The sequence below is a fragment of the Rhodococcus sp. Leaf233 genome, assembly GCF_001426165.1.
Classification (GTDB): Bacteria; Actinomycetota; Actinomycetes; order Mycobacteriales; family Mycobacteriaceae; genus Rhodococcoides; species Rhodococcoides fascians.
Genome location: NZ_LMRO01000010.1, coordinates 219,769 through 240,886 on the forward strand (window position 1 = coordinate 219,769; position 21,118 = coordinate 240,886).

Here is a 21,118-nt window from a genome sequence, read left to right on the forward strand (position 1 = left end):
CATGCGAACGCGATCAGTCTCGCAGTTGCCGATCGCTACCGGTCACGAGCCATTTACCCGACAGCACTCGACCGGCGACCGCGACCATGCGCAGGCAGACGAAGACACCCAGACCCAACCAGATGCCCACGACACCCCAGTCGAACACCAGGGCCGACCAGATGAACGGCAGGAACCCGACGATCGCACACGCCATCGTGGCGTTACGCAAGAACGCGGCATCGCCGCTGCCCAACAGCACCCCGTCCAACGCGAACACCACACCGGCGACCGGAATGATCGCCACGAAGATCCACCAGATCGCCTGCATCTGATCGATCACCGAGACGTCGGTGGTGAACAATCCCGGGACGACCGGCTGCCCGGCGGCGAACACCGCCGCCAGGACCACCGCGAAGACCGTCGACCATGCTGTCAACCGGCGAGCGAGCGCACGCGCATCCTCGGTCCTGCCCGCACCCAGGGCCGCTCCCACGAGTGTCTGCGCGGCGATGGCCAACGAGTCGAGCATCAACGACACCAGGTTCCACAGATGCAGCACCACCTGATTTGCCGCCACCGATGCGGCACCGAATCTCGACGCGACCGCTGCGGCAGACAGGAAGCACGCCTGGAACGCGAGACTGCGCACGATCAGATCGCGGCCGAGTACCAGCTGCGCCCGCATGACCGACCAGCGCGGGCGCAACGGCGCACCCGACCGCCCGAGGGCACCGACGAACAGAGCGCCTGCGACACCTTGGCCGATGACGTTCGCAACGGCCGAGCCCACCAATTCGAGCCGGGGAAATCCGAGCAGGCCGTGGACGAGGAGTGGACACAGCACCGCCGACACGCCGAAACCGAGCACGACGAACCGCAATGGTGTCGTCGTGTTCTGCACGCCGCGCATCCAGCCGTTCCCGGCCAGCGATATCAGAATGAACGGCACCCCCACCAGCGCCACGCGCAGCCACAGCAGTGCCTCCGCGGCAATGTCACCGCCACCGGCCAATAGCGACACGACGGGGGCGGCGAACAACTGGACCACGAGGACGATCGCGAGACCGATCGCCACCGCCAGCCACGTCGCCTGCACCCCTTCCCCGACGGCGTCGCGCTCACGACCGGCACCGTGCATGCGCGCCGCACGCGCAGTGGTTCCGTAGGACAGGAAGGTCAGCTGCGTGCTGACCTGAGCGAGGACGAGCCCCCCGATCGCCAGGCCGGCCAGAGCCAACGCGCCGAGCCGCCCTACGACCGCCGCGTCGAACAGGAGGTAGAGGGGTTCGGCGGCCAGAACTCCGAGCGATGGAAGCGACAGCCCGAGAATTCTGCGAGCCGTGACAGGGGTGGAACTCACGACGCCGACAAGGCCTCACGCAGCGCATCGATCACGTCGGGGAGCTCACCGGTCGCGGTGTAGCCCGCGGCGTTGTGATGCCCACCGCCGCCGAGCCCGGTCGCCACTGCAGATACGTCCACCTGCGTCTTGGATCTGAGCGACACCACCCAGACCGACCCGAAATCCTGCTGCTTCAACACCGCGGCCACCTCCGCCTCGGAGGTGGTCCGCACGATGTCGATGACACTCTCGATCTCCTCCGACCTCAGACCGGCCGAATCCTCGCTCCGGATGACGGCGTACACGAGCCCCCGTCCGCCCGCCGCGTCGGGCAGCAACTCGGCCGAACCCAGTACCGCCCCGAGCATCGGCAGCCAGTCGAAGGGGTGCGTATCGAGGAGGCGACGGGCGATACGTGCACCGTCGATGCCGGTCGCGAGCAACCTCTCCGCGAGCAGATGCGAACCCGGCCGCACCCACCGGAACGACCCGGTATCGGTGACCAGACCCGCGAACAGCAGATGCGCCAGGTCCGCATCGATGTCGACACCCCACCGATCCAGCAGGCGGACGATCACGGCCGTGGTGGATTCGGCGGACGCGTGGACGACGTTCAGTGTTCCGAACCGCGTATTACTCCGGTGATGGTCGATGACCAGGGACTCCGATGCGGAGTCGAGTCGCTCGCCGAGCGAACCGAGTCGACCTCGGCTTCCGGCGTCCACGGTGACCACCAGATCGACCGATTCGGCCACCTTCTCCGGCTCCACCAGCAGATGCCGGTTCGGTAGCTCTTCCATCGATTGCGGCAGAAACGCGGGCGCGGCGAACGCCACCTGCACCTGCGCGCCGCGACGTTCGAGTACCGAACCGATTGCCAATCCGCTGCCGATCGTGTCGGCATCCGGCTGGACATGGCAGAGCACGGTCACCGAGGAAGCGCGCTCGAGCATCTCGATCGCACGCGCCAGATCCTCGTCCAGCTCGAACTCCGAACCAGAGCCATCGGACATCTCAGTCGGCTTCGGCTGGCTCGACGGCTTCTGCATCGCCGCGATCCGCGGGGGACTCCTCGCGGGGAGCCTTGTACGGGTCCGGGTCTCCGGCAGGCTTCGCGTTCGCCCGGGCGCGAGCCAGCTCCTCGTCGGCTGCGCGAGCGCGTTCGAGCAGCTCTTCCATGTGCCGGGCGGTGTCGGGGACGGTATCCGTCACGAACGTCAGCGTCGGAGTGAACCGCACACCGGTACCGGCTCCGACCTTCGAGCGGAGAACGCCCTTGGCCTTCTCCAGACCCGCCGCAGCTCCCTGCAGATCGGGCGGGGTATCGAGATCCTCGCCCATCACGGTGTAGTACACCGTGGCGTCGTGCAGGTCGGCCGTCACCTTCGTGTCGGTGATGGTCACGAACGCCAACCGTGGATCTTTGATCTCGTGGTCGATCGCCGTCGCAACGATAGCGGCGATTCGCTTGGACAACTTACGAGCCCTGGCCTGATCCACCACGACAATCACACTCCTCTTTCATGGCCGGACGTCACTGCAGTGCGACGTCTCGGCGATTACGCTCCAACATTCGCCGAACACGTTCGACGAACTCCCCGATCTAATCCTCGGGGCCGAAAATTCTCCGGCGTACTGCCAACAGTTCCAGATCCTGACGCTCGGCGACGTGCCGCTCGCACTCGTCGAGCTTGTCGTGTAACAGGTCGACGTTCGTGCCGGCCGCTGCCACGCCCAACATCGAACGCCGAATACGTTCTCGCTCACCGGTTTCGGCGGCAGACACTCCCAGCCTCTGCAGATCGCCGAGAACCGGTTCGACCATCGACCGTTTCTCGGCGAGCGAACGCACGTCCCCCAACAACACGTCCAACTCCAAAGCACCCAGATACACGCTGACGTCGCCCCTTCGATCAGCTCCGACGACAAAGCCGGTGGCGGTACATATGTCGTACCACCACCGGCTCGTCCCCGGAGTGCAGTGTCACTCCCCTGGCTTCACCACCGAGCCGACGTGACCGGGAACGGAGCTGTTCAGCTCCGGACCTGTTCTAGTCGCGCGGCTTTTCACGGAGCTCGTACGCCTCGATGACATCGCCCACCTTGATGTCGGAGTACGTCACCGTCAAACCACACTCGTATCCCTCACGAACCTCGACTGCGTCGTCCTTCTCGCGGCGAAGCGAGGAGATCGTCACGGTCTCGGCCACGACCGCATTGTCACGGAGCAGGCGCGCCTTGGCGTTGCGACGGATCGTACCGGAGGTGACGAGGCAACCGGCGATGTTTCCGACCTTCGAGGAACGGAACAGCGCGCGGATCTCGGCCTGGCCCAGAGCGACCTCTTCGTAGATCGGCTTGAGCATGCCCTTGAGGGCCTTTTCGATCTCGTCGATGGCCTGGTAGATCACCGAGTAGTACCGAATGTCGACGCCCTCGCGGTTGGCGAGTTCGGTTGCCTTGCCCTCGGCCCGCACGTTGAAGCCGATGATGATCGCGTTGGATGCCGACGCCAGGTTGACGTTGGTCTCCGTGACGCCACCGACACCGCGGTCGATGACGCGCAACTCGACTTCGTCGTCGATCTGGATACCGAGCAAGGCCTCTTCGAGCGCCTCGACGGTTCCCGAGTTGTCACCCTTGAGGATCAGGTTGAGCTGCGAAGTCTCCTTCAGAGCTGCATCGAGATCGTCGAGGCTGATGCGCTTGCGACTCTTGGCCGCCAGAGCATTGCGCTTACGGGCATTACGGCGATCGGCGATCTGACGGGCGATCCGGTCCTCGTCGACGACCAGAAGGTTGTCGCCTGCACCGGGCACCGACGTGAAGCCGATGACCTGAACGGGCCGGGACGGCATCGCTTCGGTGACGTCCTCGCCGTGCTCGTCGACCATGCGACGCACGCGGCCGTAGGCATCGCCGGCGACGATCGAGTCACCGACGCGCAGCGTTCCGCGGGCGATGAGCACGGTGGCCACCGGACCGCGACCGCGGTCGAGGTGTGCCTCGATGGCGACACCCTGGGCATCCATGTCCGGGTTGGCACGCAGATCGAGTGACGCATCGGCCGTCAGCAGCACCGCTTCGAGGAGGGCATCGATGTTGGTGCCCTGCTTGGCGGAGATGTCGACGAACATCGTCTCGCCGCCGTATTCCTCGGCGACCAGACCGTATTCGGTCAGCTGCTGCCGGATCTTGTCCGGGTTCGCGCCTTCCTTGTCGATCTTGTTGACCGCGACCACGATCGGCACGTCGGCCGCCTGGGCGTGGTTGATGGCTTCGACCGTCTGCGGCATGACACCGTCGTCGGCCGCGACCACGAGGATCGCAAGGTCGGTGGCCTTGGCACCACGAGCACGCATGGCCGTGAAGGCCTCGTGACCCGGGGTGTCGATGAAGGTCACGAGACGCTCGTTGCCTTCGAGCTCGGTCAACACCTGGTACGCACCGATATGCTGCGTGATTCCGCCTGCCTCGCCTTCGCGCACCGTGGTGTTACGAATCGAGTCGAGCAGTCGAGTCTTACCATGATCGACGTGGCCCATGACGGTGACCACCGGGGGACGCTGCTCGAGATCTTCCTCGCCGCCGGCATCTTCGCCGTAGGTGAGGTCGAACGAATCGAGCAGTTCGCGATCCTCGTCCTCGGGACTGACGACCTGCACGACGTAGTTCATCTCGCCGCCGAGAAGCTCCAGCGTCTCGTCGTTGACCGACTGCGTCGCGGTGACCATCTCACCGAGGTTGAACAGTGCCTGCACGAGTGCAGCGGGGTTGGCGTCGATCTTGTCTGCGAAGTCCGACAGCGATGCTCCGCGGGCGAGACGAATGGTCTCGCCGTTGCCGCGGGGCAGCCTGACGCCGCCGACTGCGGGAGCCTGCATGCTCTCGTACTCGGCGCGTTTCGCCCGCTTCGACTTGCGACCGCGGCGGACTGCTCCGCCGGGCCGACCGAACGCACCTGCGGCTGCGCCACGCTGACCGGGACGGCCACCGCCGCCGGGACGGCCACGGAAGCCACCTGCGGGAGCGCCGCCTGCCGGTGCACCACCGGGCGCGCCGGGAGCGCCACCGCCGCGGTAGCCACCGCCACCGCCGCCGCCCGGACGTCCACCCGGTGCGCCGCCGGGGCGACCGGGACGTCCTGCTGCGGGGCCGGGACGTGCCGAACGAGTCGGCATCGCACCCGGATTGGGGCGAGGAGGCATGGAGCCCGGGCTGGGCCGAGGTCCGGCCTGACCCGGTGCGGGACGGGGGCCGCCCTGTCCGGGAGCCGGACGAGCGCCGCCTGCCGGTGCGGCCGGACGGGGTCCACCCTGTCCGGGAGCCGGTCGTCCGCCGCCGGGGCGGGGAGCACCGGCACCGGGAGCGGGTCGCGGAGCCGGTCGTTCCACCGGAGCCGACGAGTACGGATTGTTTCCGACGCGCGGAGCCTTCGGGCCGGGCTTGGGGCCAGGACCAGCGGGCTTGGGGGCGGCCGGAGCCGACGCTGTTGCCTCGGCCGACGCGGCAGGTGCCTGCTCGACCGGAGCAGCGGGTGCTGCCGGACGAGGGGTGGGCGCAGCCGGTGCCGGCGTGGGCGCAGCGGCCGGTGCCGACGGGGCAGCGGGAGCTACCTCAGCGGGCGACTGTGCTGCCGGAGCTTGCGCTGCGGGTGCCTGTGCAGCGGGGGCCTCGGGCTCGGCCGGGCGGGATGCCGGCTTGGGTCCGGGACGAGGTCCACTCGGCTTTGCTGCGCCGGGCTTCGCGGCGGAATCCGACGCACGATCTGCTGCTGCGCGACCGTTGGGTGCTGCTGCACCGGACGCCGGCGCGTCCGCGTTTGCGGACGGGAAGGATTCACGAAGTCGACGAGCCACGGGGGCTTCGACTGTGGATGATGCGGACTTGACGAACTCGCCTTGCTCTTTGAGCCGTGCGAGTAGTTCCTTACTGGTGACACCGAGTTCTTTTGCCAACTCGTGCACGCGGGCCTTGCCTGCCACTGCTCTCCTCACTGAGAGGCCGAGCGAGGCTTGGTGCCCGCACGACCTCGGGTTATCTCCGATGGACGTTCATCGTTGGTGCTTCACGGTGTGCTCATCAGTGCTGTTGCCTGTTCTTGTCGACGGGTGTTGCTCTTGTCGTGTTCTCGCCGTGCAGCCGTTCGTGCTCGTCGAGCACGTCCGATACTGCGGACGATTCCACATTTCCCGATATCCGAAACGCGCGGCCGAAGACTCGGCGACGTTCCGCATTGTGCAGGCATTCTCGGTTGTAGTGCAACCAAGCACCACGACCGGACATCGAATGCCGGATGTCGGGGACGAGAGCGAATTCGTACGAACCAGCTTCTCGAACCACGATCCTCAACAGATCGGCGGCCGGCACCCGCTCCCTGCACCCGACACATGTACGAATCGGCCGGCTTGTCACAACCGGATTCTCGCGTTCACGTCTCCGAGCGGAGAGGTCGTTACCGAACCATCGACCACTCTACCGCTGTATTGCCTCGATCTCCGCATTCCGGCCCTAGGCGCTGGTCGTCTCGGGTGCCGCCGCGTCACTGCGGATGTCGATACGCCAACCGGTCAATCGAGCGGCAAGTCGAGCGTTCTGCCCTTCCTTGCCGATCGCCAGCGACAACTGGTACTCCGGGACCACCACGCGCGCCGCGCGAGCGGCTGCGTCCACCACGGTCACAGACACAACCTTCGACGGCGACAGTGCATTCCCGACGAACGTCGCCGGGTCCTCGTCGAAGTCGATGATGTCGATCTTCTCGCCGGCCAGTTCGCTCATCACATTCCGCACGCGCTGCCCCATCGGCCCGATACATGCACCCTTGGCGTTCAGGCCCGAGACCGTCGACGCGACCGCGATCTTCGAGCGGTGCCCCGATTCACGCGCTACCGCCACGATGTCGACCGAACCGTCGGCGATCTCGGGCACCTCGAGCGCGAACAACTTGCGCACCAGATTGGGGTGTGTGCGCGAGAGCGTGATCTGCGGGCCGCGGTTGCCCCGCGCGACTCCGACGACGTAGCACTTGATGCGCTCACCGTGCTCGTACGTCTCCCCCGGAACCTGCTCGGCGGGCGGAAGCAGGCCGTCGGCCCCGTTCGCCTCGCTGCCGATCCGGACGATGACGGTGCCCTTGGCGTTGGCGCGCGTATCGCGCTGAATGACGCCGTTGACGATTTCACCCTCGTGGGTCGAGTACTCCCCGAAGGAGCGCTCGTGCTCCGCATCGCGCAAACGCTGCAGAATCACCTGACGAGCGGTGGTGGCAGCGATCCGGCCGAAGCCTTCCGGCGTGTCGTCCCACTCGGAGATCAGATTGCCCTCGGCGTCGAACTCCTTGGCCATCACCCGGACGGAACCGGTCTTGCGATCGACGTCGATTCGCGCGTTGGACTGGTGCCCCTCGGTGTGCCGGTAGGCGGTCAACAGCGCGGTCTGGATCGTCGAGATCACCATCTCGATCGGAACGCCCTTGTCCGCCTCGATGGCGCGCAGAGCTGCAATATCGATATTCACTTGTCCGACCCTTCTTCCGGTGCTTCCACATTCACGATTTCGTCGGTGTTCGCGGGTGACGGCCTACCGCCCACCACGCCGCCCGCAAGATCCATCTCTTCTGCGGTCGGCCGCGAAAATTCTACCTGCACAACAGCTTTCACAACATCGGCCAGCGCGATCGATCGTGTCGAGAGAACTCCCTTGTCCTTGATCACGAGGGCAACCGAGTCACCGTCGAGAAGTCCGACGCGGCCCTCGACCTTGCCGTCGGCGAGTTCGATCCGCACCTTGCGACCACGCGCGCGACGCCAATGCCGTGGTTGTGTCAACGGGCGATCGATTCCGGGAGTGGTGACCTCGAGGGTGTACGGCGCTTCGCCGAAATCGGTCACGCCGTCGAACACATCGGAGATCACCCGGCTCAACTCCGGCAGCGCGTCGAGGTCGACGCCGTCTTCACGGTCGACCATGATGCGCACGGCACTGTGCTTACCGGCAGCGACCACGTTCACGTCCTCGAGGTCGTAGCCCCGATCTCGAACCAGGTCGCCGAGCAGTTCGACAACCCTTTCCTGGGACGGAACAGGCATGTCGCGAACTCCTCGTGTGTAGTTGTCGGCAATGCGGCACAGGTGCGCCGGACCGCGTTTGGTGAACCAACAGACTACCGCCCCGCAGGTGGTGCTCGCGACCACGCACGGCCGAGGCGACACACGGGCACGGCGCGTGTCGCCTCGAGGGTCCGACACGGTCGAGGGTCTGGCACGATATCGGGGTGCCCACGCCGACCGCCCTTCTCTCGTTGAACAGACGTGGGTTGTTCCGGCTCGCCGGTGCCGCCGTACTCACAGCGGCCACGGCGTCGACCGTCACGGCTTGCGGCGCGGAGGAAATCTCCGGTCCCGCACTCGATTCTCTGACGGCACAGTTGCGCTCCGCTCGCTCCGACGCCGCGGCTGCGTCTTCGGCGGCAACGGTCGCTCCCGATTACGCAGGAGCTCTCGGCGTGGTCGCGGCCCAGCGGACCGAACATGCGGATGCACTCGAGACCGAGATCGCCCGGGCTACCGGAGCGACCACCGACACCTCGTCGGCGACTGCCACGACGACCACGAGCGCGGCCCAGTCCGCGCCGCCACCCGATCTCGGCGCGGTGCGCGATGCGCTGACCGCCTCGGCACGCAGTGCGGCGACCGCCGCCCGCGACGAAAGCGGTTATCGCGCCGGCCTTCTCGGGTCGATCAGTGCCTCGTGCACGGTGTTCGCTCAGGTGGTACTCGCATGAGCGATCTCGGACCCGAACAACAGGGGCTCTCCGATGCACTCGTCGCCGAGTACGCAGCCGTCTTCGCGTACGGGATCGTCGCGGCGTTCTCCAACCCGACCCGAGCAGACATGGTGGCCGCGTGCACCGCGGCACACCGAGCGCGTCGAGACTCGACCATCGACGCACTCCGCGCGGCCAGCGTCACAGCGCCCCTGCCCGATCCGGCATACGCGTCTCCGTTTCCGGTGACCGATGCGATCTCGGCTGTGCAGCTCGCTGTTCAGGCAGAGATCGACACGAGTGTGGCGTGGCGCTCGGCCGTCGAGCGCAGTCGATCCGGCGGCACTCGCGAGATGGGCGTCCAGGCACTGACCGAGGCCGCGATCAGACTGGCCACATGGCAGCAGATCCTCGGCGTCACACCGTCGTCGACGGCTTTTCCCGGTCAGCCGTGACCACGTCGTCCGCCGGACCGGCGGAACGACCCGGCATGAACAGTGCCGCAACCAATCCGATCGCCACCGCCCCTGCGCCTACGAGTAGAGCGGGTGCCAACGCGTCGGTGTATCCAGCGGGGGTGAGTGATCCTCCGTTTCCGATGAACACCGCCGTCAGGACGGCGATTCCGAGCGCAATTCCCACCTCCCGCACAGTGGAGTTCGCACTGCTCGCCGTGGCGTGATCGTCGTCGTCCATGTCTCGCAACACTGCGGTCGCCGAGGGCGCGAAGGTCAACCCCATGCCGACTCCGGCCATCAACAGCGCGGGCACCATCGACAGGTAGGCGGTGTCGGGTCCGAGGATCAGTGCCATCCACACCAGTGACAGCGACTGCAACGCCAGTCCGGACACCAACAAGCCGCGCAGGCCGACTCGATCGGCCACGAGACCCGCAATGGGTGCGACCACCATAGGCGCGGCGGTCCAGGGCAATGTGCGAAGGCCCGCCTCGAACGGGCTGTAGTGCATCACTATCTGCAGGTACTGAGCAAGCAGGAACACGGCCCCGAACATGCCGAGCGAGAACGTGATTCCGATGATGTTCGCCAGCGTGAAACTGCGTGATCGGAAGAGCGTCAACGGCAGTACCGAGAACGGGGTTCGCCATGCTCGGGAGACGAACGCGAGGAGAAGCACCGCAGAGCCGACGAAGCTCGCGAGCACGGTGGTCGATGCCCATCCGTCGTCGTTGCCGTGGACCACCGCCCACACGAGCAAGAACACCCCGCCGCCCGCGAGCACCACACCCAGTAGATCGAGAGGTTGCCTGCGTCCGGTCGACTCGGTCAGGGCGATGTACGCCAGCGGTACCGCGACGAGCGCCACCGGGACGTTGATCCAGAAGATCGCCTGCCAGGAAATACCGTCGACGACCGCACCACCGACGACAGGCCCGAGTGCGACACCGAGGCCCGAGACACCGCCCCAGATTCCGATTGCCATGGCGCGCTTGGCAATCGGGACGACAGCTGCGAGCAGAGTCAGTGACAGCGGCATGATCGCCGCGGCACCGAGGCCCTGTATCGCCCGCGCGGCGATGAGCATTGCCGGACTCGTGGCGAGCGCGCTGGCCACGGAGGCCGCGGTGAACAGCGCTATCCCGCCGAGGAACACCGCGCGCCTGCCCCAGCGATCGCCCAAGGTTGCTGCAGTGAGCATGAATGTCGCGAAGCTCAGTGTGTAGGCGTTGAGGAACCACTGCAGCTGTCCGACCGACGCATTCAGATCCTGCTGAACCACCGGCAGCGCGCTGGTCATCACCAGATTGTCGAGGGTCGCCATGAACATGGGCAGGGATGCGGCGACGATTCCCAGCCACACCGGAATAGACCGAGCGGCGGGGTGCACTGCAGGCGGAGAGGCTGTAGCGGTCATGGCGAACGTCCCGTCTCGAGTTTGTAAGCATCGAATGATTACTTATGATGCGACCGTAAGTTATCGACTGATAACCTGTCAACATGTCCGACACTCCCACGCCCAAGCCCCGAGCAACCCGAATGGACGCGGCCGACCGTCGAGAACTCGTCCTCGACGCCGCGACACGAGCGTTCGCACGCGGGGGCTTTGCCGGGACGAGCACCGATGCGGTGGCCAAGGAAGCGGGCGTGTCGCAGCCGTATGTGGTTCGGATGTTCGGAACCAAAGTCGAATTGTTTCGGCTGGTCTTCCAACGCTCCATCGACGGCATCATGACGGCATTCGACGCAGTGCTCGCTTCGGGGCCTCTGGACCCAGCGGACGACGAGACCTGGGCCGACCTGGGCGGTGCCTACGCCGATCTGGTGGCCGATCGCGACCTCTTGATGGTCATGATGCACGGGTTCGGTGCAGGGTCGGTACCCGAGATCGGCCGCCAGGCACGAGAAGGAATGGGCGCGATCTACAACCAGATCCGCAGCGGTACCGGGTGTTCGGAAGATCAGGCTCGGCAGTTCATCGCACACGGAATGCTGCTCAACGTCTTGTTGTCGATGCAGGCACCGGAGCATCCGGAGGACAGCGAGGGACTGCACGAGATGACGATGTGCGCGTTCGGAACCAAGCTCGTCCCAGCCGATTCCGGACAGCTGTGACGCCTAGGGACGCATCTCGTACCGACCGTCGTACGTGACGACGTCGTTCCAGACCGTCTCGAATCTTGCTGCGTCCACCACCGGCTTGCGTACGGCGTCCAGCGCCCATTTCTGCTGCGCATCGGTCGACGACGGCTTTCCGTACAGCGCGACGGCGTAGCCGGAGAAGTCCCTGATCTGGAAGTCGAAGATCTGGTCCAGCATGTCGGTGGAGATCTCGTCGGCCTGTTCGAGGATCAGGTGGCCGTAGACGACGAGTGAGAACAGATGCCCCACCACGAGCAGGAAGTCGAGGTCCTGTTGCTGCGACTCGTCGGGGGCGCACTCGGCGAGGAACGACGCGAACGCCTGGGCCTGCTCGTAGAAACGACCCACGTTGGGAACACCGGAATGCTTGCGATACACCGGGTTCCAATCGTGGAACCGAACCGAACTCGCGCCGCGAGCGGGGCCTTGGGCGAAGAAGAATCCGTCGTCGACGGCGTCGGTGAACCTGGTGACCTCCGCCTGATCGGTGGGCGAGAACATGTATGCCGGCATGAACTTGAGCATCAGGGCGACGTTGACATGCACCGTTCCCTCGAGTTTCGGCAGTGTTCCGATCAGTTGCGCGGCTTCACGGAAGTAGGTGTTCTTCTCGTACCCCTTGGCGGCGATGACGTCGTGCAGCAAGCGGACCACCGTCTCGCCCTCGGACGTCACCTTGGCCTTGGTCATGGGGTTGAACAACAGGTAGCGCCGGTCGCCGGGACCCGCAGCGCGGAAGTAGTCCAGCGCACGCGCACTGAACAGCTTCATGGCGGTCAGCCGCGAGTAGGCATCGACGAATGCACTGCGCACATGGGGGAATTCGGTGACACGGTTGCCGTACAGAATCCGATTGTTGGCGTGTGTGATCGCCTCGTAGAACGCGTGCTCGCAGATGCCGATCGAGCCGGTGCAGAGGTTGAACTTGCCGACGTTGACGGTGTTCAGTGCAGCCGAGAACGCGTCGGGTCCGGTATGCAGAATGTCCTCGCCGCGAACGGGATAATTCTCGAGCGAGAAGGTGCTGACGTACATCTGGCCGTGAACGACGCTCTCGCGCAACCGATACGCGGGATGCGAGCTGTCGGCGACGAAGAAGACGTACGACTCCGGCCCGTCGATGTCGGTGCGTCTACCGAACACCGACACCATGCCCGCCACGTTGCCGTTACCGATGTAGTACTTCTCCCCTGACACGGTGAACTCGAGGTCGTCGTCGGCGGAGGGGGTCAACAGCATGTCGGTGGAGTAGACGTCGGCACCGTGTGCGCGCTCGGACAATCCGAATGCCATGACGCCGCCGCGGTCGAGCTCACGCGCTGCGCGGCGCTTGGCGTCGTCGTTGTCGCTCATCCAGATCGGGCCGAGGCCGAGCACCGTGACCTGCCAGGTGTACCAGTAGGCCAAGCCGTAGAACCCGAGAATTTCGCTCAGAGCAGCGTTGCGGGCAGCGTCCCAACGAGCGTTGGGCAACCCGTTCGCGTATTCGGCCGGCGTCGAGAACGTGGCGAACAGTTTCTGGGCTGCGACGAACTCGAGGAAGTCGGCGGGCCAGACTCCTTCGAGATCGTCGGCGAGCAGCCTGGCCTTACCGCGATCCTCGAACCAATCGATCAGTGCGCGGAGCTGACGACGAGACTCCTCGTCGAGCTCGGCGGGATCGAAAGTTGTCGGATCGAACAGCGCAAACTGAGCCACGGTGTGACCTCTCCTAGTCGTGTGACCCGAAGCTACCAGCGAGTAGACCGGCGCGTGGGGAGATCGAGCGTGGAGAGATCGGGACGGGCTGTTACGTGGTGGCGCGCACCGCGGCGACGATCTCGTCGACCGCGGAATCGATGTCGAGTTCACGGCTCTCACCCGAGAAGCGGTCCCGGATTTCGACCTTGCCATCGGCCCAACCGCGGCCGAGGACGACGACGAGCGGAACACCGATCAGTTCGGAGTCCTTGAACTTCACGCCGGGCGAGGCCTTGCGGTCGTCGAAGAGAACCTCGATGCCCTGCGAATCGAGTTGCGTTGCAATGGATTCTGCGCCGGCGCGCGCGGCCTCGTCCTTGTTCGCGATCACCAGATGTACGTCGGCGGGTGCTACCTCCGACGGCCACCGAAGGCCCTTGTCGTCGTGCATCTGCTCGGCGATGACGGCCACCAGACGGGAGACACCGACGCCGTAGGAACCCTGTACGAGTCGCACGGGCTTGCCGGTCTCGCCGAGTACGTCGACCGAGAATGCATCGGTGTACTTGTAGCCCAACTGGAAGATGTGCCCGATCTCGATTCCGCGAGCGCTGACCAGCGGCCCCTGTCCGTCGGGTGACATGTCCCCGTCACGCACCTCGGCGGCCTCGATGGTGCCGTCGGGAACGAAGTCGCGGCCGGCCACGAGGTTCACCACGTGCTTGCCCTGCACATCGGCACCGGTGATCCACGATGTTCCGTTCACCACCCGGGGGTCGACGAGGTAGCGAACTCCGTTGGCCTGCAGCGCACGTGGCCCGATGTATCCCTTGATCAGGAACGGGTGAGCAGCAAAGTCCGCGTCGGTCAGCAATGCGAATTCGGCAGGCTCTAGCGATGCTTCGAGACGCTTCTCGTCCACCTCACGGTCACCGGGCAGGCCGATGGCCAGCAGCTCCCACTCGCCACCGGCGGACCGCACCTTGAGCAGGATGTTCTTGAGCGTGTCGGCACCGGTGACGGCACGACCCAGATCTGCGCCGTTCGCCCACTCGACCAGCGTCGCGATGGTGGGAGTGTTGCCCGTCTCGTAGTCGACCGCGGCAGGCTGCCCCTCGATGGCGATGGGGTCCGGTGCCGGGGTAGTGACGGCCTCGACGTTGGCCGCGTATCCCGATTCGATGCACCGAACGTAGGTGTCCTCGCCGATGTCGCTCTCGGCCAGGAATTCCTCGGACGCACTTCCGCCCATCGCGCCGGACGTCGCGGCGACGATGACGTAGCTGACCCCGAGCCTGGCGAAGATGCGCTGGTAGGCGTCGCGGTGTGCGGCGTAGGACCGCTTCAGTCCGTCCTCGTCCATGTCGAAGGAGTAGGAATCCTTCATGACGAACTCGCGTCCGCGCAGAATGCCGGCGCGAGGACGCTCTTCGTCGCGATACTTTGTCTGAATTTGGTACAGCGTGACCGGCAGGTCCTTGTAGGAGTTGTATTCGGCCTTGACCGTCAACGCGAACAACTCTTCGTGGGTCGGACCGAGCAGCATGTCGTTGCCCTTGCGGTCCTGCAACCGGAACAATGCGTCCCCGTATTCGGTCCACCGGTTCGTCGTCTCGTACGGCTCACGCGGCAGCAGGGCGGGCAGCGAAATTTCCTGCGCCCCGATGGCGTTCATTTCCTCGCGCACGACGCGTTCGACCTGTCGCAGCACTCGGAGACCCAGCGGCAGCCACGAATAGACGCCCGGCGCGATACGACGAACGTAGCCGGCGCGAACCAACAGCTTGTGGCTGTCGACCTCGGCGTCGGCCGGGTCGTCGCGAAGGGTACGAAGGAACAGCTGCGAAAGACGGGTGATCACGGGTTGTCAGACTAGTCGGTGGTGCAGCGCCTGCGGGTAGGCGGCCGCGAAGTGAGTAGCCTTGACCCCCGTGCTGATTCTGCTGCCTCCCTCCGAGACGAAGTCCGACGGCGGTTCCGGAGCACCTCTCGATCTGGACCGGTTGTCGTTGCCGTCCCTGCTTCCGCTCCGCCGAACGCTTGCCGACGCCCTGGTCCGGCTCTCCGACGACGTCGACGCGTCCATCACCGCTCTCGGTCTCGGTCCGACCCAGGTGGACGAGATCGAACGGAACGCTCGCCTGTTCGCCTCGCCCACCACTCCCGCCCTGCGCCGGTACACAGGAGTGTTGTACGACGCTCTCGGGGCGTCGACCTTCACCCGTGCCGGACGCGCGCGTGCGGATGCCAGGCTGTGGATCGGGTCGGCACTGTTCGGGGCCGTTCGCGCGTCCGACCCGATTCCGTCCTATCGACTCTCCGGCGGGTCGTCCATTCCGAACTTCGGGACGTTGCGAGCGCACTGGAAGCCTCGACTGTCCAAGGCCCTTCTCACCGAGGCCGAGGGAATCGTCGTCGACCTCCGGTCCGGCACCTATCAACAGCTCGGGCCCATCCCCGGGGCGATCACGGCAACGGTGCTCACCGAGAAGCCCGACGGCAGTCGGTCGGTGGTGAGCCACTTCAACAAGCATCACAAGGGATTGCTCGCCCGCGCGCTGACCCTGACCACGGCCGAGCCCAAAGATGTGAAAGCTGTTGCGCGCGTGGCGTCGAAGGCGGGTCTTCGAGTCGAAGTGGCGTCGGACACCGAACTGATCGTGCTCACCGAATGAGCGCCGTTCCGGAACTGCTCAGACAGGGAGCCGAGGCGTCGGTCGGCAAGAACAAGAGTCAACGCATCGCCGACGACATCGCCGACCGTCTGGTCTCGATGCAAGCGAACGAACTCGGCACGCTGGCACTGACCAACATGATCGGCACACTGTACGAAAACGGCTGGCAACCACTGGATCTGATGCATGTGGTCCGGCGTCAGCACACGGTGGCCGTGACGAATCTCGCTGCCGCGGCACTGCTGCACCATGCCGATCTCATCGAAGCGGACTCCCGCGCCCCGCACGATTGGGTCGATCAGATGTCGGCGATCTGCGAACAGTTCCCGACGGTCGCAGCCCGAGTCGACGCCACTCCCGACTTCCTCACGGCGTACCTCGTGGCGTCCGGCAAGTCCGACTACATCGCCGCCAGCGATCAGTGGCTCGACGTGCTCACTCTGCTCGGCCAGTGGCAAACCCTCCCCCGTTGGCCGCAACTGGGTGCCAAGCCCTCGCAGTGGCCCCGCACACGCTCGTCGGTGCCGACGACCACCGGCGCGGATTCACCGAACAGCAAGATGCTGGCCAAGATTCGCGGTCTGCTGGCCAAGGCCGATGCCACCGATTTCGCGGAGGAAGCCGAGACGCTGACCGCCAAGGCGCAGGAGTTGATGACGCGATACTCGATCGACACGCTGCTGTTGGCCGAGGGTCATCTCGACGTTCGCGGTCGACGGGTGCACATCGACGGTCCGCACGCACCCGCCAAAGCCCAGCTCTTGCACGTCGCCGGTACTGCCAACCGGGTCAAGACGATCTGGGACGCGGAGTACGCCGTTGCGACGCTCGTGGGCGCGCCGGTGGACGTGGAACAGGCCGAGCTCGTCTTCACCTCGTTGCTGGTGCAGGCAACCCGAGCTCTCGGCCACTCCCCGGAAGCCAAGAAGCGAAAGAAGGCCGGCTCGGCCGCATTCGGCAAGGCGTTCCTCTACGCCTACGCCATCCGCATCGGAGATCGTCTCACCGATGCCGACGCGCATGCCCTCGACGAGGCGAGACAGGAATCGGGCGACCTGCTGCCGATTCTCGCGGCACAGACCGTTGCCGTGGAAGCGGAGTTCGACCGCCTCTTTCCCACCGCCAAGCCGATGCGCGGCCCGCGCCTCGATGCCGAGGGATGGGACTCGGGACGAGCCGCGGCCGACCGAGCCGATCTGTCCCGCTGAAACAGTCCACGAGGTTCGTCGACCGATTCGGGAACTGTTGTAGCTTCAAGTCAGTTGAGCAGACATGAACCGAACACGCGCAGCTGCTCGACTCACCGTGCCCGTTCTGGTCGCACTGTCCGCCATCACGGCGTGCGGTACGTCGCCCTCCACCCCGGAGCCGAACGACGTCTCCGTCGCCGCGCAGTCGCCCGACGACCGCTCCGACAGCGTCACCGAATCACGCAACGAAGAAGCAGCGCTGACGCTCTTCGAATCTGCGTTCACGGCCGAAGAACCCGCCTCCGCCGCGTCGGTCGTGGCGGAGAACGCCGTCGATCGACCTGGACCAGCGGTGGGGCCCGACGCGATCGTCGCCCGATTCGAGGCCACCCGGACACGGATTCCCGGTGCACGAGCCGTCGTCAAGCATGTCGCAGCCGATGGCAGATGGGTGGCAGTGCACTGGCAGGCCACCGCTGATCCGGCATCCGAGACCACCGGTGAAGCGAACATCGACCTCTTCGCCTTCGACGGCGGCAAGGTCACCGAGCACTGGGCCATGACGCAATCCGTGCCGGCCACGTCGATGAGCGGCAACACCATGTTCAGTGACCTCTACCGCTACCCGACCGCGCCCTCCGAGCCGACCGAGGACGAGGAAGAGCGCCGACGCATGTCGGTGACGGCTACCTACGACGCGCTCTTCCGCGAACACGACGCGTCCGTGCTCGGGACCGACTTCGCCCCGTCCTACCTGCAACACAATCCGATTGCGGGCAACGGCACCGCGGCACTGCAACAGTTCTTCGCCGGCGGCGCGCAGTTCCCTGCCTCGGAATCGGTCGTCTCGCTGGCCGACGGCGATCTGGTGTGGACGTTCGCGAAAGCGCCGGGCGCAGCAGAATCCGACCCCTTCGTCGCGGGAGACATCTTCCGGTTCGACGGCACCATCGTCGAGCACTGGGACGTGGTTCCGGAGTAGCGACCGCTGTCGGTCGATGACCGCCGGCAAGGCAAAATGGACCGGTGCCCGAGACTCTCGACGACATCGTGACCAGGACATCGGAATTACTGGCCGAGCGCGACGTGGCCGCGTTGTCGACCCTGATGGCAGGTCTGTCCACGACGAACGCGGTCAGAATGCTCGAACGGGTCGACTCGGCGCAGCGGGCGGTTCTGTTTCGACTGTTGCCCAAGGACGAGGCCGTGGTCGTGTTCGAGCGTTTCGACGCGACCATTCGCAGCGAGCTGTTCGAAAGTTTGCGTAGCGACGACGTCATCGCCCTGTTCGAGAACCTCGACCCCGACGACCGAGTGGAACTGCTCGACGAGCTGCCCTCCAACATCGCGCATCGCATGATGCTCGGCCTATCGCCCGCACAACGGGCGCTCACTGCACCGATGCTGGGCTACGACCGCGGGTCGGTCGGCCGTCGAATGAGTCCGGAGTACGTGCGCCTACGCAACGACACGACGGCAGCCGAGGCTCTCGACGCGGTACGAAGGACCGGTCCCGACGCAGAATCGGTGTACCTGCTGCCCATCACCGACGACCGTCGTACGTTGCTCGGTGTGGTGACGCTCGCCGATCTCGCGACGGCGGATTCGACCACGCCGGTGGGAGAGCTCCATTCGTCGCACCCGGTGGTGCGGGCGGACTCGTCGGCGGAGGTCGCGGCACGTCTGTGTTTCGAGCATCGCAGTCCGGCGGTGGTGGTGGTCGACTCCGAACAGCGCCTGATCGGCATCCTCACCCTCGAGCAGTCCTCTCGCATTCTCGAGGAGGCCGAGGACGAGGACGCAGCCAGGGCGGGCGGTGCGGAACCGCTGCGTCGGCCGTACCTGTCGACGCCGGTCCTGTCCATCGTTCGTTCGCGCGTGGTCTGGCTGCTCGTGTTGGCGTTGTCGGCCATCCTCACCGTGCAGGTGCTCGAGATCTTCGAGCACGCACTGGCCGCGGTGGTGACCCTCGCGCTGTTCATTCCCCTGCTCACCGGCACTGGCGGAAACACCGGTTCGCAGGCCGCGACCACGGTGACCCGCGCGCTCGCCCTGGGTGACGTCCGCCCGCGCGACATCGCCGCTGTGCTGTTTCGCGAGGTCCGCGTCGGCGCGACGATGGGAGCGATGCTCGGGACGTTGGGGTTCGTCATCGCCGGACTCGTCTACGACTGGCACCTGGGCCTGGTCATCGGCACGACGCTGCTGTCGATATGCACGCTCGCCGCGACGGTCGGCGGTGCGATGCCGCTGATCGCCAAGAAGATCGGCGTCGACCCCGCGGTGTTCTCGACGCCCTTCATCTCGACCTTCTGCGATGCGACCGGCCTGATCGTCTACTTCCTCATCGCGAAGGCCGTACTGGGAGTCTGATCGGCCCCGCTCGTCAGCCCTTCTGGGCGTCCTCCTGCGCGGCCTGCGCCTGGGCCACCTGCTGCGGGGTGAATCGGATGAACAGTGCGGCGATCCCGGCGATCACGGCGCAGACCGCGCAACAGAACAGCGCGAACATGTACCCGGAGCTCAGTGCGTCGAGCTGACTGTCGTTCATCAGAGTCGCCGGCCCGGATATGCCGCCGAGGGACAGTGTTCGCGACGTGACCAGTGCCCCGATGACGGCCAGCGCCAGAGGACCGCCGAGGGTCTGGGCGACCAGCGAGATTGCCGTCAGCGGACCGATTTCGGTGGGGCTCACGCCCGCGATGGCGCACAGAGGCAGCGGAACGACCGTCAGACCGACGCCGAAGCCGATCCCGATCACCGGGAAGAACAACCCTGGGAAGTACGCCGAATCCGCGTCCATCGTCGTCACGGACACCAGCAGCCAGCCGACCATGATGACCGCACCACAGAGAATGAGCCAGCGCGGAGCGATCCGAGTCACCAGTTGCGACGCGAGGAACGCCGCGGCACCGAGACCGAAGGCGAACGGCACGAAAGCCAGGCCGGCATGCAGCGGGCTGTAGCCCAGAATGTCCTGCACGAACAACGCCACATATGCAGCGAGACAGAACATGACCCCGCCGGCGAAGAAGATTGCGACGAAAGTCGCCACTCGATCGCGACTGACGAACAACGAGAACGGCAGCAGCGGGTTCTCGGCCCGTCGCTCGACCAACAGGAACAATCCGAGGAACAGCAGTCCGGCGATCAACGACACGATGACGATCGGGCTAGACCAGCCCAGCTCGGTACCCTCGCTCAGCGCGAGGACCACACCCGTGCAGCCCAGGGTCGCCAGGATCGCACCCGGCACGTCCAGGGCGAGCTTCGCCCCGACGGTCTCCTGCAGCGACACGACGGCGAGCACGACGATGACGATGCCGATCGGTACGTTGATCAGGAAGATCCAACGCCACGACACCTCGGTCAGAGCGCCGCCGATGATGAGCCCGGCAATGGACCCGACACCGGTCATGGCGGCGTAGATGGCGATGGCCTGATTACGCACCGGGCCCGGAGCGAACGTCGTGGCCACCAGCGCGAATGCCGTGGGCGACGCCACCGCGGCACCGACCCCCTGCAGTGCCCTCGCCGCAACGAGCGTGGCTTCGTTGACTGCCAGTCCGCACAGCAACGAGGCGATCGTGAACAGGACGACGCCGGCGAGGAACATCTTCTTTCGCCCGAAGGCGTCGCCGAGCCTGCCGCCGAGCAACATCAGCCCACCGAAGGCCAACGCATAGGAGGTCAACACCCAGTTGCGCCCGGCGTCGGACAGACCCAGATCGGCCTGCAGCGGAGCCAAGGCCAGGTTGGCGACGGTGCCGTCGAGAACCACCATCAATTGCAGCCCGCTCAGGACGATGATCGCCATCCCGAACGCTCGAGTCGTCACCGGGTACTTGATCTCGGTGGCGGAGGTGTTGGACATCGATGAC

General features: G+C 65.7%; 19 protein-coding genes. 7 read left to right on the top strand and 12 right to left on the bottom strand.

The window, feature by feature from the left end:
• Positions 1–13: 13 nt before the first annotated feature.
• The 8 genes from ASH04_RS16665 to rimP all read right to left on the bottom strand — a co-directional run bounded on the left by ASH04_RS16665 (position 14) and on the right by rimP (position 8,415).
• Positions 14–1,342: an MATE family efflux transporter gene (locus tag ASH04_RS16665; protein ID WP_057474082.1), complete on the bottom strand. Its 1,329-nt coding sequence runs from the start codon at positions 1,340–1,342 to the stop codon at positions 14–16.
• Positions 1,339–2,337: a DHH family phosphoesterase gene (locus ASH04_RS16670; RefSeq protein WP_032366435.1), complete on the bottom strand. Its 999-nt coding sequence runs from the start codon at positions 2,335–2,337 to the stop codon at positions 1,339–1,341. The genes ASH04_RS16665 and ASH04_RS16670 overlap by 4 nt, the downstream gene beginning before the upstream one ends.
• Position 2,338: 1 nt before the next feature.
• Positions 2,339–2,827: a 30S ribosome-binding factor RbfA gene (gene rbfA / locus ASH04_RS16675; protein ID WP_027496749.1), complete on the bottom strand. Its 489-nt coding sequence runs from the start codon at positions 2,825–2,827 to the stop codon at positions 2,339–2,341.
• Positions 2,828–2,927: 100 nt separating this feature from the next.
• Positions 2,928–3,218 (bottom strand): DUF503 domain-containing protein, encoded by a 291-nt coding sequence (locus ASH04_RS16680; RefSeq protein ID WP_027496748.1) that lies wholly within the window; start codon positions 3,216–3,218, stop codon positions 2,928–2,930.
• A 157-nt stretch (positions 3,219–3,375) separates the two neighbouring features.
• On the bottom strand, positions 3,376–6,309 hold the full coding sequence (gene infB / locus ASH04_RS16685) for a translation initiation factor IF-2 (RefSeq protein ID WP_032366434.1): 2,934 nt from the start codon (positions 6,307–6,309) through the stop codon (positions 3,376–3,378).
• A 97-nt stretch (positions 6,310–6,406) separates the two neighbouring features.
• The gene (locus ASH04_RS16690) at positions 6,407–6,739 is read right to left on the bottom strand and encodes a YlxR family protein (RefSeq protein ID WP_052053323.1); all 333 of its coding nucleotides are present in this window, start codon (positions 6,737–6,739) and stop codon (positions 6,407–6,409) included.
• 96 nt (positions 6,740–6,835) lie between these two features.
• The gene (gene nusA, locus ASH04_RS16695; RefSeq protein WP_027496745.1) at positions 6,836–7,843 is read right to left on the bottom strand and encodes a transcription termination factor NusA; all 1,008 of its coding nucleotides are present in this window, start codon (positions 7,841–7,843) and stop codon (positions 6,836–6,838) included.
• Positions 7,840–8,415: a ribosome maturation factor RimP gene (gene rimP, locus ASH04_RS16700; protein WP_032370966.1), complete on the bottom strand. Its 576-nt coding sequence runs from the start codon at positions 8,413–8,415 to the stop codon at positions 7,840–7,842. The genes nusA and rimP overlap by 4 nt, the downstream gene beginning before the upstream one ends.
• Positions 8,416–8,600: 185 nt before the next feature.
• Here rimP and ASH04_RS16705 point away from each other — a divergent pair, with 185 nt between their 5' ends.
• Together ASH04_RS16705 and ASH04_RS16710 are read left to right on the top strand one after the other, a co-directional pair.
• A complete protein-coding gene (locus ASH04_RS16705; protein ID WP_057474083.1) occupies positions 8,601–9,110 on the top strand; it encodes a hypothetical protein in 510 nt (169 codons plus the stop codon).
• Complete coding sequence (locus ASH04_RS16710; RefSeq protein ID WP_057474084.1) at positions 9,107–9,547, top strand: ferritin-like domain-containing protein; 441 nt, start codon at positions 9,107–9,109, stop codon at positions 9,545–9,547. The genes ASH04_RS16705 and ASH04_RS16710 overlap by 4 nt, the downstream gene beginning before the upstream one ends.
• Here the strand turns inward: ASH04_RS16710 and ASH04_RS16715 are convergent.
• The gene (locus tag ASH04_RS16715; RefSeq protein ID WP_051365127.1) at positions 9,510–10,967 is read right to left on the bottom strand and encodes an MFS transporter; all 1,458 of its coding nucleotides are present in this window, start codon (positions 10,965–10,967) and stop codon (positions 9,510–9,512) included. The two genes, ASH04_RS16710 and ASH04_RS16715, sit on opposite strands and share 38 nt — an antisense overlap.
• Positions 10,968–11,050: 83 nt before the next feature.
• Between ASH04_RS16715 and ASH04_RS16720 the strand changes: the two genes are divergently transcribed.
• Complete coding sequence (locus tag ASH04_RS16720) at positions 11,051–11,665, top strand: TetR/AcrR family transcriptional regulator (RefSeq protein WP_032370810.1); 615 nt, start codon at positions 11,051–11,053, stop codon at positions 11,663–11,665.
• A 3-nt stretch (positions 11,666–11,668) separates the two neighbouring features.
• On the opposite strand, the gene ASH04_RS16725 is transcribed toward ASH04_RS16720, so the two are convergent.
• Together ASH04_RS16725 and ASH04_RS16730 are read right to left on the bottom strand one after the other, a co-directional pair.
• Positions 11,669–13,390 (bottom strand): acyl-CoA dehydrogenase family protein, encoded by a 1,722-nt coding sequence (locus tag ASH04_RS16725; protein WP_057474085.1) that lies wholly within the window; start codon positions 13,388–13,390, stop codon positions 11,669–11,671.
• 91 nt (positions 13,391–13,481) lie between these two features.
• Positions 13,482–15,233, bottom strand: a complete 1,752-nt coding sequence (locus ASH04_RS16730; RefSeq protein ID WP_032407063.1) for a proline--tRNA ligase — start codon at positions 15,231–15,233, stop codon at positions 13,482–13,484.
• Positions 15,234–15,303: 70 nt separating this feature from the next.
• Between ASH04_RS16730 and yaaA the strand changes: the two genes are divergently transcribed.
• From yaaA to mgtE, 4 genes are all read left to right on the top strand, one after another.
• A complete protein-coding gene (gene yaaA / locus ASH04_RS16735) occupies positions 15,304–16,047 on the top strand; it encodes a peroxide stress protein YaaA (protein WP_057474086.1) in 744 nt (247 codons plus the stop codon).
• A complete protein-coding gene (locus ASH04_RS16740; protein WP_057474087.1) occupies positions 16,044–17,255 on the top strand; it encodes a DUF2786 domain-containing protein in 1,212 nt (403 codons plus the stop codon). The genes yaaA and ASH04_RS16740 overlap by 4 nt, the downstream gene beginning before the upstream one ends.
• A gap of 64 nt (positions 17,256–17,319) precedes the next feature.
• The gene (locus ASH04_RS16745; RefSeq protein WP_057474088.1) at positions 17,320–18,219 is read left to right on the top strand and encodes a nuclear transport factor 2 family protein; all 900 of its coding nucleotides are present in this window, start codon (positions 17,320–17,322) and stop codon (positions 18,217–18,219) included.
• A 44-nt stretch (positions 18,220–18,263) separates the two neighbouring features.
• Positions 18,264–19,610, top strand: coding sequence for a magnesium transporter (mgtE, locus tag ASH04_RS16750; protein WP_051365126.1), 1,347 nt, complete (start codon positions 18,264–18,266; stop codon positions 19,608–19,610).
• 13 nt (positions 19,611–19,623) lie between these two features.
• Here the strand turns inward: mgtE and ASH04_RS16755 are convergent, their stop codons facing one another.
• A complete protein-coding gene (locus tag ASH04_RS16755) occupies positions 19,624–21,111 on the bottom strand; it encodes an MFS transporter (protein WP_032366427.1) in 1,488 nt (495 codons plus the stop codon).
• Between the last annotated feature and the right edge of the window lie 7 nt (positions 21,112–21,118).